The organism is Pseudomonas gozinkensis (genome assembly GCF_014863585.1).
Lineage (GTDB): Bacteria > Pseudomonadota > Gammaproteobacteria > Pseudomonadales > Pseudomonadaceae > Aquipseudomonas > Aquipseudomonas gozinkensis.
The window spans coordinates 724,031-739,528 of the sequence record NZ_CP062253.1; the positions used below are offsets into that span (position 1 = coordinate 724,031).

The 15,498-nt window shown below is 63.6% G+C and carries 14 protein-coding genes; 4 read left to right on the top strand and 10 right to left on the bottom strand.

What is annotated here, in order from left to right:
• Positions 1-11: 11 nt before the first annotated feature.
• The 10 genes from IHQ43_RS03135 to cbiE form a co-directional block, all read right to left on the bottom strand.
• The gene (locus IHQ43_RS03135; RefSeq protein WP_192563332.1) at positions 12-2,138 is read right to left on the bottom strand and encodes a TonB-dependent receptor; all 2,127 of its coding nucleotides are present in this window, start codon (positions 2,136-2,138) and stop codon (positions 12-14) included.
• Between the two features lie 161 nt (positions 2,139-2,299).
• Complete coding sequence (locus tag IHQ43_RS03140; protein ID WP_192563333.1) at positions 2,300-3,679, bottom strand: PepSY-associated TM helix domain-containing protein; 1,380 nt, start codon at positions 3,677-3,679, stop codon at positions 2,300-2,302.
• Between the two features lie 163 nt (positions 3,680-3,842).
• Positions 3,843-5,963 (bottom strand): TonB-dependent copper receptor, encoded by a 2,121-nt coding sequence (locus IHQ43_RS03145; protein ID WP_192563334.1) that lies wholly within the window; start codon positions 5,961-5,963, stop codon positions 3,843-3,845.
• Positions 5,964-6,047: 84 nt separating this feature from the next.
• Positions 6,048-6,494 carry a DUF2946 domain-containing protein gene (locus IHQ43_RS03150; protein ID WP_192563335.1) on the bottom strand — a complete coding sequence of 149 codons (447 nt, stop codon included), beginning with the start codon at positions 6,492-6,494 and terminating at the stop codon, positions 6,048-6,050.
• Positions 6,495-6,515: 21 nt separating this feature from the next.
• A complete protein-coding gene (locus IHQ43_RS03155; protein WP_192563336.1) occupies positions 6,516-6,995 on the bottom strand; it encodes a copper chaperone PCu(A)C in 480 nt (159 codons plus the stop codon).
• A gap of 48 nt (positions 6,996-7,043) precedes the next feature.
• On the bottom strand, positions 7,044-7,445 hold the full coding sequence (locus IHQ43_RS03160) for a DUF2946 domain-containing protein (protein WP_192563337.1): 402 nt from the start codon (positions 7,443-7,445) through the stop codon (positions 7,044-7,046).
• 47 nt (positions 7,446-7,492) lie between these two features.
• Complete coding sequence (locus IHQ43_RS03165) at positions 7,493-7,804, bottom strand: hypothetical protein (RefSeq protein ID WP_192563338.1); 312 nt, start codon at positions 7,802-7,804, stop codon at positions 7,493-7,495.
• Between the two features lie 128 nt (positions 7,805-7,932).
• Positions 7,933-8,661 (bottom strand): cobalt-precorrin-6A reductase, encoded by a 729-nt coding sequence (locus tag IHQ43_RS03170; RefSeq protein WP_192563339.1) that lies wholly within the window; start codon positions 8,659-8,661, stop codon positions 7,933-7,935.
• Positions 8,658-9,755, bottom strand: a complete 1,098-nt coding sequence (locus IHQ43_RS03175) for a cobalt-precorrin-5B (C(1))-methyltransferase (RefSeq protein ID WP_192563340.1) — start codon at positions 9,753-9,755, stop codon at positions 8,658-8,660. The genes IHQ43_RS03170 and IHQ43_RS03175 overlap by 4 nt, the downstream gene beginning before the upstream one ends.
• The gene (gene cbiE, locus IHQ43_RS03180) at positions 9,748-10,959 is read right to left on the bottom strand and encodes a precorrin-6y C5,15-methyltransferase (decarboxylating) subunit CbiE (protein WP_192563341.1); all 1,212 of its coding nucleotides are present in this window, start codon (positions 10,957-10,959) and stop codon (positions 9,748-9,750) included. Before cbiE ends, IHQ43_RS03175 begins: the two co-directional genes overlap by 8 nt.
• Positions 10,960-11,103: 144 nt before the next feature.
• Between cbiE and cobG the strand changes: the two genes are divergently transcribed.
• The 4 genes from cobG to cobJ are packed head-to-tail and all read left to right on the top strand — an operon-like array spanning position 11,104 to position 15,452.
• Complete coding sequence (cobG, locus tag IHQ43_RS03185) at positions 11,104-12,402, top strand: precorrin-3B synthase (protein ID WP_192563342.1); 1,299 nt, start codon at positions 11,104-11,106, stop codon at positions 12,400-12,402.
• Entirely contained in the window at positions 12,395-13,021 is a 627-nt protein-coding gene (locus IHQ43_RS03190) for a precorrin-8X methylmutase (protein ID WP_011332253.1), read from the top strand. Before cobG ends, IHQ43_RS03190 begins: the two co-directional genes overlap by 8 nt.
• Positions 13,018-13,752 (top strand): precorrin-2 C(20)-methyltransferase, encoded by a 735-nt coding sequence (locus IHQ43_RS03195; protein ID WP_425220290.1) that lies wholly within the window; start codon positions 13,018-13,020, stop codon positions 13,750-13,752. The genes IHQ43_RS03190 and IHQ43_RS03195 overlap by 4 nt, the downstream gene beginning before the upstream one ends.
• Positions 13,752-15,452 (top strand): precorrin-3B C(17)-methyltransferase, encoded by a 1,701-nt coding sequence (gene cobJ, locus IHQ43_RS03200; RefSeq protein ID WP_192563343.1) that lies wholly within the window; start codon positions 13,752-13,754, stop codon positions 15,450-15,452. Before IHQ43_RS03195 ends, cobJ begins: the two co-directional genes overlap by 1 nt.
• The last annotated feature ends 46 nt before the right edge of the window (positions 15,453-15,498 follow it).

The following is a 15,498-nucleotide window of genomic DNA, read 5'->3' on the forward strand; positions in this document are numbered from 1 at the left end:
GGGGCCTTCAATCAGAAGGTGTAATCAGCGGTGACAAAGAACGAGCGAGGCTCACCCAGAATCCACTGCTGGCCCTCATTGTATTGGCTTTGTGCATACGTCCGGTCAAACAGATTGTTCACCTGCAACCCCAGTGTGGTGTTGCGCAGGGCTTTCCACGACAGCGTCGCATCGACCACGGTGTAGCTCGGCAGCTCGTTGCGGTTGGCCATGTCGGCGTAGCGCGCATCGACGTAACGCACGCCGGCGCCGGCCTTCAGGTCATCGGTCAGCGCCTTGCTCAGCCACAGGTTGGCGGTGCGTCGTGGTACGTCCACCGGGCGATTGCCATTGCGCGACACCGGAGCGCCGCCGACCACTTCTTCGAAATCGTCGTACTTGGCTTTCACGATGGCGGCGTTGGCTTGCAGTTGCCAGGCGTTCGGCAGTTGCAGATCAAGGCTGGCTTCCAGGCCGTTCGACGATTGTTGGCCGACCTGCTGCTTGAGCGTCGGGTTGCCCGGATCGTCGGTCAGCAGTTTCTTCTTCACGATGCGATACGCCGCCAGCGTGAATTCGCCACGCTGATCCCAGAACAGCTGCTTCAGGCCGATCTCGGTTTGCCGCGCGGTGGACAAGTCGTATTGCTGCTGGCTCGGGCTCAGGGAAATCAGCCCGCCGATGCCATCGGTGCTGGTGGCGACCTGGCCGTAGAACGAGGTGTCCTGCGTCAGCGCGAACACCAGCCCGGCCTTCCAGTTGTTGCCGGTCAAGGTCTTGTCGCTCTGGCTGCCGTCGACCAGGTTGTTGCGATCCACATGCACGTAGTCGCGGCGCACACCGGTCACCAGCGACCAGCGCTCGCTCAGTTGCGTGCGGTTTTCGGCGAACACCGACATCTGTTTGGTAGTGCTGTCGAACTGATCGCGATACGGATCGGCGCTCTCGAAATAGCCGGTTTGCGGGTGATAGCGATCCAGCGGCTGGCCGTTCGGCAATACGTCGTTGAACGGTGAGTTGCTGTCGAGCTGGAAGCGGATGCGGTTGTAGTCGACGCCGGTCACGGTTTGGCTGTCGAGACCAAACAGCGAGTGCTTGAAGGTGAAAGTCTGGCGGTCGCCGACCTGTTCCTGTTTGTGGCCGATGCCGAAGTAGCCGCTGCGGCTGAGCTGCTGACTGTCAGCGTTGAAGTTGTAGTTCTCGGCGTTCTGCCAGCGGCGCTGGGCCTTGAGGTAATACAGCTCGTTGCTGGCGCTGACTGCATCGTTGATCTGCCAATCGGTGGTCAGGCGCGTCCATTGATCGTTGTAGTGCTGCTTGTCGTCGCGCACGTTGTAGTTCTTGTTGCGCAGGCTGTCCTTCAACTGGCCGTTGATCAGCGGCGTGCCGAAATAGTTCTGCGGGCGCTGATCACCGTAATCGTGGGCGAGGGTGAAGGTCAGGTCGTCAGTAGCCTGCCAGCGCAGGGCGGCGCTGACGAAGTCGCTGGACGAGTCGCCGCGATCGACCCAGCCGTTGCTGCCCAGGCGGTTGAGGTTGAGGCGATAGCTCAGGGTGTCGGTCAGCGAGCCGCCGCTGTCGAACGCCTGTTGCTGGCGGTCGAACGAGCCGTAACCGACGCGCACATGGTTTTCGATCTCGCCTTCGAACGGTTTTTTCGGAATCACGTTGACCACCGCGCCGGTCGCACCTTCTCCATACAGCACCGAGGCCGGGCCGCGCAGCACGTCGACGCGCTCCACCGACCAGGTGTCGACCGGAAACGTCACGGTGCCCATGCCGGTGTACATGCGGTTGCCGTCATACAGCTGCATCACCGAACTCTGCCCGGTAAAACCCCGGGCCTGCAACGAGGTGCCGCCATCGCCCGGCGTGCCGGTGCGACTGATGCCGGTGCTGCGCGATACGGCGTCCTGCACACTGCGGTCACCACGGGCGCGGACTTGCTCGCCGCTGAGGCTCTCGACGCTGGCCGGGGTTTCCATGGGCGTGAGATTCAGGCGCGAGCCGGCGCTGGTCGGCGTGGTCAGGCTGACAGTCTGGTCATCATTGGCCGGGGCGGTGATGGTGCCGGTGGGCAGCGTCAGCGGGGCGTTGTCGGCGTGGGCGCTGTGGTTCAGGGCGAACAGACAGAGGCTGGACAAGAGGTACTTGTTCATCGGGCGGTGAATCACTTCTTCAAAAGAAAAGCCCGCAGGCTCATGACAGTGCATGGCTGCGGGCAGAGCAGCAAATTTGCGTTATACAGTAACACTAAAAAATGCCGGAGTTTAAGCCCCGGCAGTTTAAAGATCTGTCTGGATCGCGCATCTCGCCTGTTTCATGATGAAGTTGAGGCAGATTCAGCTTGTCGGCCCAGACGCGACAACAGCAGTCGATCCAGCAACCAGACCACCACCAGCGAAGCCCCCACCAGTGGAAACACCACCGCCAGAACCAGCATGATCACCACCCCGGTTTTCCATTTCGGCAGATCGTGACGCAGCGGCGGTACGCCGAACTTGCCCTGCGGCCGGCGTTTCCACCAGATCACCACGCCGCTGACGGCGCTGAGCAGGATCATCAGGCAGATCAGCAGCACGATGATCTGGTTGAAGGTGCCGAACATCTTGCCTTCGTGGAGCATCACGCCGATTTCGGTAGCGCGGGCAACAGCGCCGTACTGCTCGAAGCGCACGTCGGCGAGCACCTTGCCGGTGTACTGATCGACATGCAGGGTCGCATCGTTTCGCGGGTCGTCGGCGAACACGGCGATGGTGAACACGCCGGTGGCAGTGGTCGGCAGAGTGATGCTGTAGCCTGGCTCGACCTTGCGCTCGACAGCGATGTTCTGCACGTCCTGCAGGCGAATGGTCGGCGCAGCGGGACCATGTTGCATGCCGCCGTGGGCCATGTGTTCGGCGTGGTCGCCGGACATCGGCATCGGGGTGTTTTCCATCGCCCAGGGTACGGTCTGGCGCGCGGCGTTGTTGAGGCTGCCGGCCTCGACATCGGAGGTCGGCACGTTGTCCCACATCGCCGCCGGGAACACGTTCCACACCTGGGCGTATTGCTTGCCCCAGAAGCCGGTCCAGGTCATGCCGCTGAGCAGCATCACCAGCAGCAATGCCGCGCCCCAGAACCCGGTGACTGCATGCAGGTCACGCCACAGCACGCGGCCGCGACTGCTCAGGCGTGGCCACAGAATCCCCGCCGCCTGACCTCGCGGCCACCACAGGAAAACCCCGGACACCACCAGCACCACGCCCCAGCCGGCGGCCATTTCGATCAGTCGGTCACCGACGGTGCCGATCATCAGTTCGCCGTGGATCGCCCGGGCGATGGCTTGCAGGTTCTGCTTGGCATCCTGCTCGCCGAGGATGTCGCCGTGGTACGGATCGACGAACACGTTCAGCTCATGGCCGGCATTGGCCACGACAAACTGCGCGCTGCGCTCGGCATTCACCGGCGGCAGGTATTGGGTGACCTGGCCTTGTGGATAAGCGCTTTTGACCTTTTGCAGCAAGTCGTCGGCCGGCACGGTGTGATGCCCCGCGGGGACGTTCAGCAGGCTGCTGTACATCAGCGAATCGAGTTGCGGCTTGAACAGGTAAATGATGCCGGTCAGGGCCAGCATCACCATGAATGGGGCGACGAACAATCCGGCATAAAAATGCCAACGCCAGGCCAGGTTGTAGAAATTCGGTTTGGGCTGTTTCATCACGTGTGCTCCGCTTGGCTTGGATCTTCTAGTTGTTCACTCAAGTTGCTACACCGCATTACCTGTGGGAGCGAGCTTGCTCGCGAAGGCGTCCTGCCAGACGACATCTATGTTGGATGTGCCGTCCCCTTCGCGAGCAAGCTCGCTCCCACATGGGTGGGTGTCAGAAACTCATGTCCACCTTGGTCCAGAGCGTGCGCCCCGGTTCATTGATCGCTTGCGGGTCGTTGGCCGGGTAACCGAACCCGGCGTTGCCCGCCAGGTTCAGGTGTTCGGCGTAAGCCTTGCCGAACAGGTTGTCGACGCCGGTACTGACCTTCCAGTTCTTGTTGATCCGCCAGGCACCGTTGAGCGAGAACACGCCGAAGCCTGAACTCTTGTCGTAATCCTTGCCGACCACGTTGCCCTTGTTCTGGTCGATACGGTTTTGCGCGGCGACCACCCTCCACAGTGCGCCGGCGCTCCAGTTGTCTTCGGTATAGGTCAGGCCGAAACGTGCATCCAGCGGCGGCATCTGCGGCAGAGCCTTGCCGTCGCTGCTGTTCTTGCCCCAGGCGTAGGCCAGGGTCGCATCGGCTTTCCAGTGGTCGGTGAGTCTGTAAGCGGCACCGAGTTCACCGCCCATGATCCGCGCGTCGATGTTCTCGGCGCGGGAAGTGCTCATGCCCATCATCCCCGGGGTGTAATCGAACAGGATGTAATCGCGCACCTGGCCGATGTAACCCGAGGCCCAGGCTTCGAGGTCGGCGCTCTTGTAGTTCACGCCGAAGTCGAGCTGAGTGGTCTTTTCCGGCTTGATCGAATCGAACGCATTGACCGAACCCGCCGGGCCGGACTTGGGCGAAAACAGCTCCCAGTAATCCGGGAACCGTTGTGAGTGGCCGAGGCCGGCGTAGAGCGTGGTCGGGCTGTCGGCCAGGTCATGCTCGTAACGGACGAAACCGCTCGGCAGGGTGTCGGCGCGGGTATCGCCGGCGGTCGGGTTAGGGCGCGACATCATTCCCGAGCCGGTGGTCTGCCGGAAATCCCTGGCCGAGGCACGGTCGACCCGGGCGCCGGTAATGAGCCGGTCGCGGTCGGCGGCGTACCAGGTCATTTCGCTGAACACGCCGTAGTTATGGAAGTCGGCGTCCTTGGTGTACGGCTGATCCTTGTAGGTATCGATGCCCATGCCGCTGCGCTGCCGGTGTTCGTTGGTCTGCGCATCGAGGCCGGTGATCAGCTGGATATCGGCCCAGCGCCAGGTGGCCTTGATCCGCGCACCGAGGGTGCGACGGTCGACGTTGGACGCCATGGGACCTGCCATCATCCCGGTGCCGGATGGCGTGCGCAGGGTGTAGTTGTCCATCACGTGGTCGGCGTAGTTGTAGTAGACCTGGGCTTCGAGCTTCTCCAGCACGTCGGTGATGTTGGATTTCTCGAAGCGCAGGCCGAGGCTTTCGCGCAGGAACTGCGAGCCGTCCATGCCGCGCCCGGCGTAGCGCGCTTCGCCGTCGCCCTTGCCGGCGGTGAGTTCGATCAGGGTGTCGGCGTCCGGGGTCCAGCCCACCGCGACATCGCCGTTCCACTTGTCATAGCGCGAGGCGACGGTGTCGTTGTTGCCGTCGCGGTAGTCGTCGGAATGTGCGGTGTTGCCGATCACCCGCACGTAGCCCAGCGGGCCGCCGGCCGCTGCATCGACGACTTTGTCGAAGCGCCCGTGGGAGCCGGCCAGCACGCTGGCATTCACACGGGTGCCGAGTTCGCCGAAGCTTTCCGGCTCGCGGTCGAACAGGATCGTGCCGGCGGATGCGCCCGGTCCGTAGAGCACGGTTTGCGGGCCTTTGATCACGGTGAGTTTGTCGTAGGTTTCGGGCGAGATGTACGAGGTCGGCGCGTCCATCCGGCCGGGGCAGGCGCCGAGCATCATGCTGCCGTTGGTGAGGATGTTCAGGCGCGAACCGAACATGCCGCGCAGCACCGGATCACCGTTGGTGCCGCCGTTGCGCACCAGGGCGAAGCCGGGAATGGTCTTCAGGTAGTCGCCGCCGTCGCTGGCCGGCACCGGTTGGCGCGGGTCTTTCGGATTGGTGACGATGGTCAGCGGCGAGCTCGGGGCGATGGCGGTGATCACCGTCGGGCTCAGTGCTTCTGTGTGGCCGGCATGTTCATCGGCGTGGACCAGCGGGGACAGCAGGACGCCGCAAAGGACGGCGGTAGCGTGCCTGAAACGAATGCGCGATTCGTTCAGGGCGAAGGACGCCGGGGCAGAAGCCGGGCGTGGGACAGCAAAAAACCTGGACATGACAATTTCCATCAAACAGTCGTAAACGACACGGCCGGCAGCCTGAAGCTGTCTTCTCAACCGTGTGCAATCAGAGGTGGGTGTTTACGCTGCGACGGGCGGGGCGCGGGTGCGGGCGCCGGGGAAGAAGGTCTGCCGGGCATGGCCCAGGCGCGGGGAGGGCGGGGTAAAGGTGTTGACGAGAGGAATGCTGAAAGTGGCGAAACTGCCGCCGCCGGTCAGCGCCGGGCAGTTGAACAGCAGGCTGCAATAACCGCATTTTTCCCACAGCACATGGTGCGAGGATTGCGGCGGACAGTGTTCGGCCGAGGGTTTTGTTTCATGCGCGGAATGATCCATGCCCGGCATGTCCATCGACATGTCCATGCTCGTCGGCATCGAAGTCGAGGCGTGCTGATCCATCGGCATCGACTGAGAAATCAGCGGGCCGATGAAGATCATCAACATGGCGAACAGGGCTATCCAGCTGCCGCGGGTCAGGTGTTCAGTCTGACGGCGTTGCAGGGAGGGCCTGGCGCTCAGGGGGCGCATGGGCGGAGTCTGCCGGAACGGTTACTGGGCGTGCGCGTGGGCTTGCGTGGCTTCCGGCGGCTTCTTCTGCACGGCGACTTCGACGGTCACGTCACCGGCCTTTTCGAAGTGCATCGTCAGGGGAAAGCGCTTGCCGTCGGTCAGCAGACTGCGGTCGGTCGGATTCATCAGCATCACGTGATAGGCCATCGGCGCGAAGGTCACGTTTCCACCGGCCGGGATGGCCACGTTCGGCACCTGTTGCATCTTCATCAGGTCGCCCTGCATCACGTGCTCGTGCAGTTCGGCTTTCGACGCGATGGGCGAGTCGACGCTGAGCAACCGGTCAGCGGTTTTGCCGGCGTTGTGAATGATGAAATACGCAGCAACGGTCGGCGCGTTCGGCGGCAATTCCTGCGACCACGGGTGGGCGATTTCCAGCTCGCCGGCCTTGTATTCGTGGGCATGGGCAAAGCACGCAGGCAGCAACAGCGCAGCGATGACGATGAATTTGTTCAACATGGCAGTTCTCCAGAACGATTTGAAACGCAGGTCAAATGCGGGAACAAATCAAACCAGAGGGGAAGCACGGGGATTGAGGCTCGGCCATTGCTGGCGCGGTGTCGGAGTCTGCAGCAAGGCGGGCGCCACGCTGCGATTGCTTTCGTACCGGGCGAAATACAGCTGCGGCGAATGCCCCGGCAACGCCACCACCGGCGCCGATCCGGAACAGCACCAGCAATGCTGCATGGTCGAATGATTGTCACCGCTCTGCGGCGCTTTCTGATCAAGGCTGCCGATGTCGATCGCCACCATCTTCGTCCCGCTGCCGGTGCAGAAACTGCTCCACAGCAACTGCTCGGCCGGCGTCTGCGCCGCCTGCGCCATCGCTCCCGTCAACGGCATGGCGAGCATGTTGAACAGCACTGCAAAGCAGGCGATCCAGGCAAATGCGAGCCGGTGTCGGTTCATGGGACAGATCCGTAGGGTGGGCGATCAGGCGCGGCTATTTAGCCTGATCAGGGCCGATAAGTAAAAAAGCGTCGTGCGGTTTGGTGTCGCAGCGCTACATGCAATTGTACGAGTAGCATGCTTGCCAGTTCCGTCTCGCCGTTATGAAAGAGTGTAGCGGCTTCGATTCGCAATGCCTGTGCGAAATCCGGATCAGATTGAATTCTCAATCGGATGGTCTGCTTATAGTCTCGGAGCGCCACGCGGTTGAATCGTCCATGGCCTGAGTCCAGTTCCGAACATGCCTTGACGTAGTGCACCAGTTCAGCAGGCGTGTGGAGAAAGTCCTTGATGTCGAAACGGGTGAATTTTTCGGTCATTGGAGCGTGCTCACAAGTTCAATGAAACGCTAAACGTAAGCCTGGGCAGCTCACGCAGATAGTCAGCGAATCTTTAAGTTCTTGTGGGCAGTGTCCTAGCACTCAGTAGGACTTGAGCTTTTTGTTTTTCACGGTCGGAATTTGGCCGTGAGGGCAGCGATGGCTTCATCAACCGTCGAAAATTCCCGATCAACTCCCGCCAACCCCGGCCGCTTCAACACCATCACCGGCACCCCAAGCTCCCGCGCCACGTCCAGCTTCGGCTCGGTTGCGGTGCTGCCGCTGTTCTTGCTGATCAGCACGTCGATCTGCCGGCGTTCGAACAGCGCCCGTTCATCCTCCAGCAGAAACGGCCCACGGGCGCCGATGACTTCGCAGCGTTCGTTGCCGGGGTAGACGTCGAGGGCGCGCAGGGTCCAGAACTGGTGCGCGGGGATTTCATCGAGGTGTTGCAGCGGTTCGCGGCCAAGGGTGAACAGGGGGCGGCGGAAGGGGGCGAGAGCGGCGATCAGTTCCGCCCAGTCGGCGACTTCACGCCAGTCATCGCCCGGTTGTGGTTGCCACGCCGGGCGGCGCAGGGCCCAGCAGGGGATGCCGGTGAGTTGCGCAGCGGTGGCGGCGTTCTGGCTGATCTGTGCGGCGTAGGGATGGGTGGCGTCGAGCAGCAGGCTGATGCCTTCGTCGCGAATGAACTGCGCCAGACCTTCGGCGCCACCGTAGCCGCCGACGCGCACCTGACACGTCAGGTCGGTCGGCACACGGCCGACGCCGGCCAGGCTGTAAATGTGTTCCGGTCCCAAAGTGCGCGCGATGGCCAGCGCTTCAGTCACGCCGCCGAGCAACAAGATTCGCTTCATTCAAAGGCTCCCGCATGGCCGACGATGCCGCCCTGACGATCAATCGCAAACACCTCGACCCGCACCTGCGCCGGCACCACGCTACGGGCGAATTCCAAAGCATGGCGACAGACCTCATCACCAAGGGCAACACCCGCCGCACTGGCCATCGCCAAGGCCTGCTGACTGGTGTTCGCCCCGCGAATGGCTTCTTGCAACGCATCATCGGCGCCAATCGCCGCCGCCCATTCGGCCAGTTGTGGCAGGTCGATGCTCGAATGACGCGAGTGCAGGTCCATGTGCCCGGCCGCCAGTTTGCTGATCTTGCCGAAGCCGCCGCACAGGCTGAGTTTATCCACAGGCACTTTGCGCAGGTGCTTGAGCACGGCGCCGACAAAGTCGCCCATTTCGATCAGGGCGATTTCCGGCAGATCGTAGACCCGGCGCATGGTGTCTTCGCTGGCGTTGCCGGTGCAGGCGGCGATGTGCAGGTAGCCGTTGGTTTTCGCCACATCGATGCCTTGATGGATCGAGGCGATGTACGCCGCGCAGGAAAACGGCCGGACGATGCCGCTGGTGCCGAGGATCGACAACCCGCCGAGGATGCCCAGGCGCGGGTTCATGGTTTTCAATGCCAGGGCTTCGCCGCCCTCGACGTTGACGGTCACTTCGAAGCCGCCGCGATAGCCGGTTTCTTCGGCGAGCAATGTCAGGTGATCGCTGATCATTTTGCGCGGCACCGGATTGATCGCCGGTTCGCCGACGCCCAGCACCAGCCCCGGTCGAGTCACTGTGCCGACGCCTTTGCCGGCGATGAAGCGGATTCCCGGCTCGGCCATCAGCTGCACCCGCGAATAGAGCAGGGCGCCGTGAGTCACGTCCGGGTCGTCACCGGCATCTTTGATGGTTCCGGCTTCGGCGCCGTTCTCGGTCAGCCGGCAGAACTCGAGACGCATCTGCACCTGCTTGCCCTTGGGCAGCACGATCTGCACGGCGTCCGCCACCACACCGCCGAGCAACAGGCGGGCAGCGGCGAGGCTGGTGGCCGTGGCGCAGCTGCCGGTGGTCAGGCCGCTGCGCAGGGGCGCGGGTTGTTCGGCGGTTTCGTCACGCATCGAGAGGTTTGACCAGATCGAGCAGGGTGATCGGCAACGCCTGGCGCCAAGTGTCGAACTCGCCCAGCGGCTGGGCTTGAGCGATGTGGATGCGGGTCAGCTCGCCGCCGTGGCGTCCGCGCCAGCTCATCAAGGTCATTTCGCTTTGCAGGGTCACGGCGTTGGCGACCAGTCGGCCACCGGGTTTGAGTTGTTCCCAGCAGGTGTCGAGCACGCCTTCGCGGGTCACGCCGCCGCCGATGAAAATCGCATCCGGTCGCTCAAGACCGGCGAGGGCCTGAGGTGCACTGCCGCGAACCAGTTGCAGACCGGGAACGCCCAGCGCATCGCGGTTATGTTCGATCAATTGCTGGCGACCGTCATCGGCCTCGATGGCCAGAGCACGACAACTCGGGTGCGCGCGCATCCACTCGATGCCGATCGAGCCGCTGCCGGCGCCGACGTCCCATAACAGTTCGCCCGGCGTCGGGGCGAGGCGGGCGAGGGTGATCGCGCGCACGTCGCGCTTGGTCAGTTGGCCGTCGTGCTGGAAGGCCGAGTCCGGCAGACCGGCGAGGCGTGACAGGCGTGGTGTATCTGGATCACCCAGGCACTCGATGGCGATCACGTTGAGGTCGGCAATGAGCGGATCGTTCCAGTCGTTGGCGGTGCCGTCGATGCGGCGCTCGGCGTCGCCGCCCAGATGTTCCAGAACATTCAGGCGACTGGCGCCGAACCCGCGCTCACGCAGTAATTCGGCAACGGCGGCGGGGCTCTGGCCGTCATTGCTCAGCAGTAACAAGCGTACGCCGCTGGATAACTGACCATTGAGGGCCGCAAGCGGGCGAGCCACCAGCGACAACACGCTGACGTCCTGCAACGGCCAGCCCAGTCGGGCAGCCGCCAGCGAGCACGAAGACGGCGCCGGCAGAACCAGCATCTCGGCCCCCGTAACCTGCCGCGCCAGGCTCGCGCCAACGCCGTAGAACATCGGATCACCGCTGGCCAGCACACACACCGCTTCGCCGCGCCGCTCGAGAACCGGGGCCAGCGAAAACGGGCTCGGCCACAACTGGCGCTCGCCACGGATGCACACCGGCAACAGATCCAGCTGACGCTGACCGCCGATGATCCGCGAGGCGCCCATCAAGGCGCGCCGGGCATTCTTGCCCAGGCCCTTGAAGCCGTCTTCACCGATTCCTACTACTGTCAGCCAGGGTGACATCTGTAGCCCCTCAAAAAAGTGTCCGCAAACGCGCCGTTCCGACGGGCAGACTTTTCATGCCGTCGGACAAAGCAGGCATAATACCGCGCCTTCGCCCGCGAAGCGCCTTTCCCACAGAGCTGCCAGCCCTTGAACGAACGCCCGATGTCCAACGCCATACGCCCCTCGGCCTGCCCGGGGTTGCTGCGTATCGTCCAGGCGCTGGATGGCGGGATCTGCCGGATCAAGCTCGATGGCGGCTCGATCACGGCCGGTCAGGCCGATGCGGTGGCCCATGCTGCCGAGCGGTTTGCCGGCGGGGCGATCGAGGCGACCAACCGGGGCAATCTGCAGATTCGCGGGATCGGCGAGCAGTCCGCCGCGCTGATCGATAGCCTGCTGGCCGCCGGTCTCGGGCCGCGAACCGCAGCGGGCGACGATGTGCGCAACCTGATGCTCAGCCCCGCAGCCGGCATCGACCGGCAGATGCGTTTCGATACCCGCCCATTGGCCGGGCAGATTCTCGAGACCCTGCAAAGCCGTCCGCGCTTCCACGAGCTGAGCGCCAAGTTCGCCGTGCAACTGGACGGCGGTGAAGCGCTGGCGATGCTCGAACATCCCCATGACCTGTGGTTGTCGGCACTCAAAAGCGGTGAAAACACGCTGTTGGCGTTTGGCCTGGCGGGTTGCCCGACGGATCGACCGCTGGCCGCCGTGACGCTTGCGGACGGACATGCGCTGGTGGTGGCGGTGCTGGAGCTGTTCCTCGATCTGGCCCGACCGGAGCAGACGCGAATGCGCCATCTGCTGGATGAATGCCCGGCACCGGTGTTCCTGGAAAAGCTCGCTCAGCGGATCAATCTGAAAGCTACCGCTGATTGGCAGCGCGAAGCCGGACGAGAAGGTTTGCACCTCGGCATCCATCCTCAGCAATCGGCCGGTCAGGTCTATGTCGGTGCCGCACCGGCGCTCGGTCGCCTCGATCCGGACATGCTGCGTGGCGCCGCACAATTGGCCAGAACCTTCGGTGACGGCAGCCTGCGTTTCACCCCTTGGCAGAGTCTGTTGCTGCCTAATGTGCGGGAAACCGATGCGGTTCAAGTGCTCGACGAATTGGGCAAGCTGAACCTGCTGACCCAGACCGAAGACCCACTGTCACATCTGATCGCCTGCACCGGTGCCAACGGCTGCGGCAAAGGCCTGGCCGACACCAAACACGATGCCCGCCTTCTGGCTACGCTGTTGCCACACGCCGTGGACGTGCACCTGTCCGGCTGCCCGCGTTCCTGCGCCGCCGCGCATCGGGCTGCGGTGACTCTGCTGGCGGTCGGCCCCGGTCACTACGATCTCTATTTTCGCGATGCAGCACAGCCCGGTTTCGGCGCGCTGCACGCTCACAACCTTACTATCGAAGCGGCCGCGACCCTGCTCGCCGCCCGCTCACGGAGCCCCCTTGATGCTTGATTACATCCGCGACGGTCAGGAGATCTATCGCAACTCCTTCGCGATCATTCGCAGCGAGGCCAACCTCGCGCGCATCCCGGCCGACCTGGAAAAACTCGCCGTGCGGGTGATCCACGCCTGCGGCATGGTCGAGGCCATCGACGGGCTGCAATTTTCCGAAGGCGCGGGCAAGGCCGGGCGCGATGCGCTGGCCGCCGGCGCGCCGATCCTGTGCGATGCGCGGATGGTTTCCGAAGGCGTGACCCGTGCGCGCCTGCCGGCCAACAACCAAGTGATCTGCACCCTGCGCGACGACAGCGTGCCGGAGCTGGCGCGTGAGCTGGGCAATACTCGCTCCGCTGCGGCGCTGGAACTGTGGCGCCCGCATCTGGAAGGCAGCGTGGTGGTGATCGGCAACGCGCCGACCGCGTTGTTCTATCTGCTGGAAATGCTCGACGCCGGCGCCCCGAAACCGGCGCTGATTCTTGGCTTCCCGGTGGGCTTCGTCGGCGCAGCCGAATCCAAGGCCGAGCTGGCCGCCAACAGCCGTGGCGTGCCGTTCGTGATCATGCAGGGCCGCCTCGGCGGCAGCGCCATGGCCGCCGCTGCGGTCAATGCCCTCGCCACGGAGATTGAATGATGCAGGCTCAAGGACGTTTGATTGGCCTGGGCGTCGGCCCCGGTGATCCGGAACTGATTACCGTCAAGGCCCTGCGCCTGCTGCGCGAATCGCCGGTGGTGGCGTACTTCGTGGCCAAGGGCAAGAAGGGCAACGCATTCGGCATCATCGAAGCGCACCTGCAAGACGCACAGAACCTGCTGCCGCTGGTGTACCCGGTGACCACCGAAGTGCTGCCGGCGCCGCTCTCTTACGAGCAGGTCATCAGTGATTTCTACGATGAGGCGGCAGAGGAAGTGGCGGCGCATCTGGATGCCGGTCGCGACGTGGCGGTGATCTGCGAAGGTGATCCGTTCTTCTACGGCTCCTACATGTACCTGCACGATCGCCTTGCCAGCCGTTACGAAGCCGAAGTGGTGCCGGGCGTCTGCTCGATGCTCGGCGGCGCGTCGGTACTGGGCGCGCCGCTGGTGTATCGCAATCAGAGCCTGTCGGTGCTGTCCGGCGTGCTGCCTCACGATGAACTCAAGCGCCGTCTGGCCGATGCCGACGCGGCGGTGATCATGAAGCTGGGCCGCAACTTTCCGAAAGTGCGCGACGTATTGGCAGAGCTGGGCCTGGCCGAGCGTGCGCTGTACGTCGAGCGCGCGACCATGGCCAACCAGAAGATCGTGCCGCTGGATGAGGTCGAGCCGATGTCGTCGCCGTACTTCTCGCTGATCATTGTTCCTGGCGAACGGTGGCAAGGCTGATGACTCATTCCACACCGGCCATCGTTATTCTGGGCCAGGGCGCACTGGCCACGGCCCGTCGCCTTCAGCAGGTCTATCCGGCTGCGCAGATTCACGGCCTCTCCGGGCGCGTCGAAGGCGCCGACCTGACTTACAGCGAATTCGGCGCGACCTTGCGTGAGCTGTATCAACAAGACACGCCGATCATTGCTCTGTGCGCGGCGGGCATTGTCATCCGCACCCTGGCGCCGCTGCTGCTGGAGAAAGGTGTCGAACCGCCGGTGCTCGCCGTGGCTGAAGACGGCAGCGCCGTGGTGCCGCTGCTCGGTGGTCTTGGCGGGGTGAATGTCATGGCCCGCGAGATGGCGGCTGCGCTTGAAGTGGCAGCGGCGATCACTACCAGCGGCGAGTTGCGTTTCGGCACCTGCCTGCTCAACCCGCCCGGCGGTTATGCCCTTGGCGATCTGGAGCAGGGCAAGCGCTTTGTCTCCGATCTGCTCGCTGGCCACAGCGTGCGTATCGACGGCGCCGCACCTTGGCTTGCTCAGGCGCAACTGCCGGAAGATCCACAGGCGCAACGCTCGATTCATGTCAGCAGCGAAGCCCGAGAAGCGAGCGCCAGTGAGCTGCTGATTTATCCGCGCAGTGTGGCGGTGGCGGTCGGTGCCGATGTGGTCGACCCGCCGGGCGCGATTCGCGATGCGTTGCAGCAGGCCGGTGTAGCGATTCAATCGCTGGCCTGTCTGGTGGCGGCTGACGATCAGATGGCCAGCCCTGCATTGCGTGAAGCTGCGCTTGAACTGGCGGTGCCGCTGCGCTTTGCACCTGCGAGTGACATCGGTGAGCTGGTTCGCGATGCAGTCCCCGACGCCCGGATCATCACAACATCCCACGACATTGCCATCGCTGTGGCGGAAAAGCCGCTGGATGTTTCGCAGATCGGTCGCCCGCGCGGTCGTCTGGCCGTCATCGGTCTCGGGCCGGGCGCTGCCGAGTTGATGGTGCCCGCGGTGAAAGCCGAACTGGCCCGGGCTACTGATGTGCTGGGTTACGAAACCTATGTGCGCATGGCCGGACCGTTCCGCGACGATCAGGTGCAGCATTGCACCGACAACCGCGAAGAAATGCAGCGTGCCCGTCACGCCTTCAGGCTGGCGGCTCAGGGTCGTTCGGTGATTGTGGTTTCGTCCGGCGATCCGGGCGTGTTCGCCATGGCGGCGGCAGTGCTCGAAGCGTTGCACGAGTCGACGGATCCGGCGTGGCACAGCGTCGATCTGGAAATCCTGCCGGGTGTTTCGGCGTCGCTCGCCACCGCCGCTCAGGCCGGTGCACCGCTGGGCCACGACTTCTGCGTGATGTCGCTGTCGGACAACCTCAAGCCGTGGTCGATCATTGAAAAACGTCTGGATCTGGCCGCCGAGGCGGATCTGGCGTTGGCGTTCTACAACCCGATTTCCCGTGCCCGGCCGTGGCAACTGGGGCGAGCGCTGGAAATCGTCGCGCAACACCGTACGCCAGAGACCCCGGTGGTGCTGGGGCGCGATATCGGCAGACCGGGGCAGACCCTGCGAACCACTACATTGGGTGCGCTGACACCGGATCAGGTCGACATGCGCACCATGGTGCTGATCGGTTCGTCCACGACCTGCACGTTCCCCCGCGCAACGGGAGGAGACTGGGTGTACACCCCTCGATGGTATGGCGAGAAACCCAATACCTGAGGCAAAAAAAAGCGGCTCTTCGGAGCCGCTTTTCATTTCAGTGGTG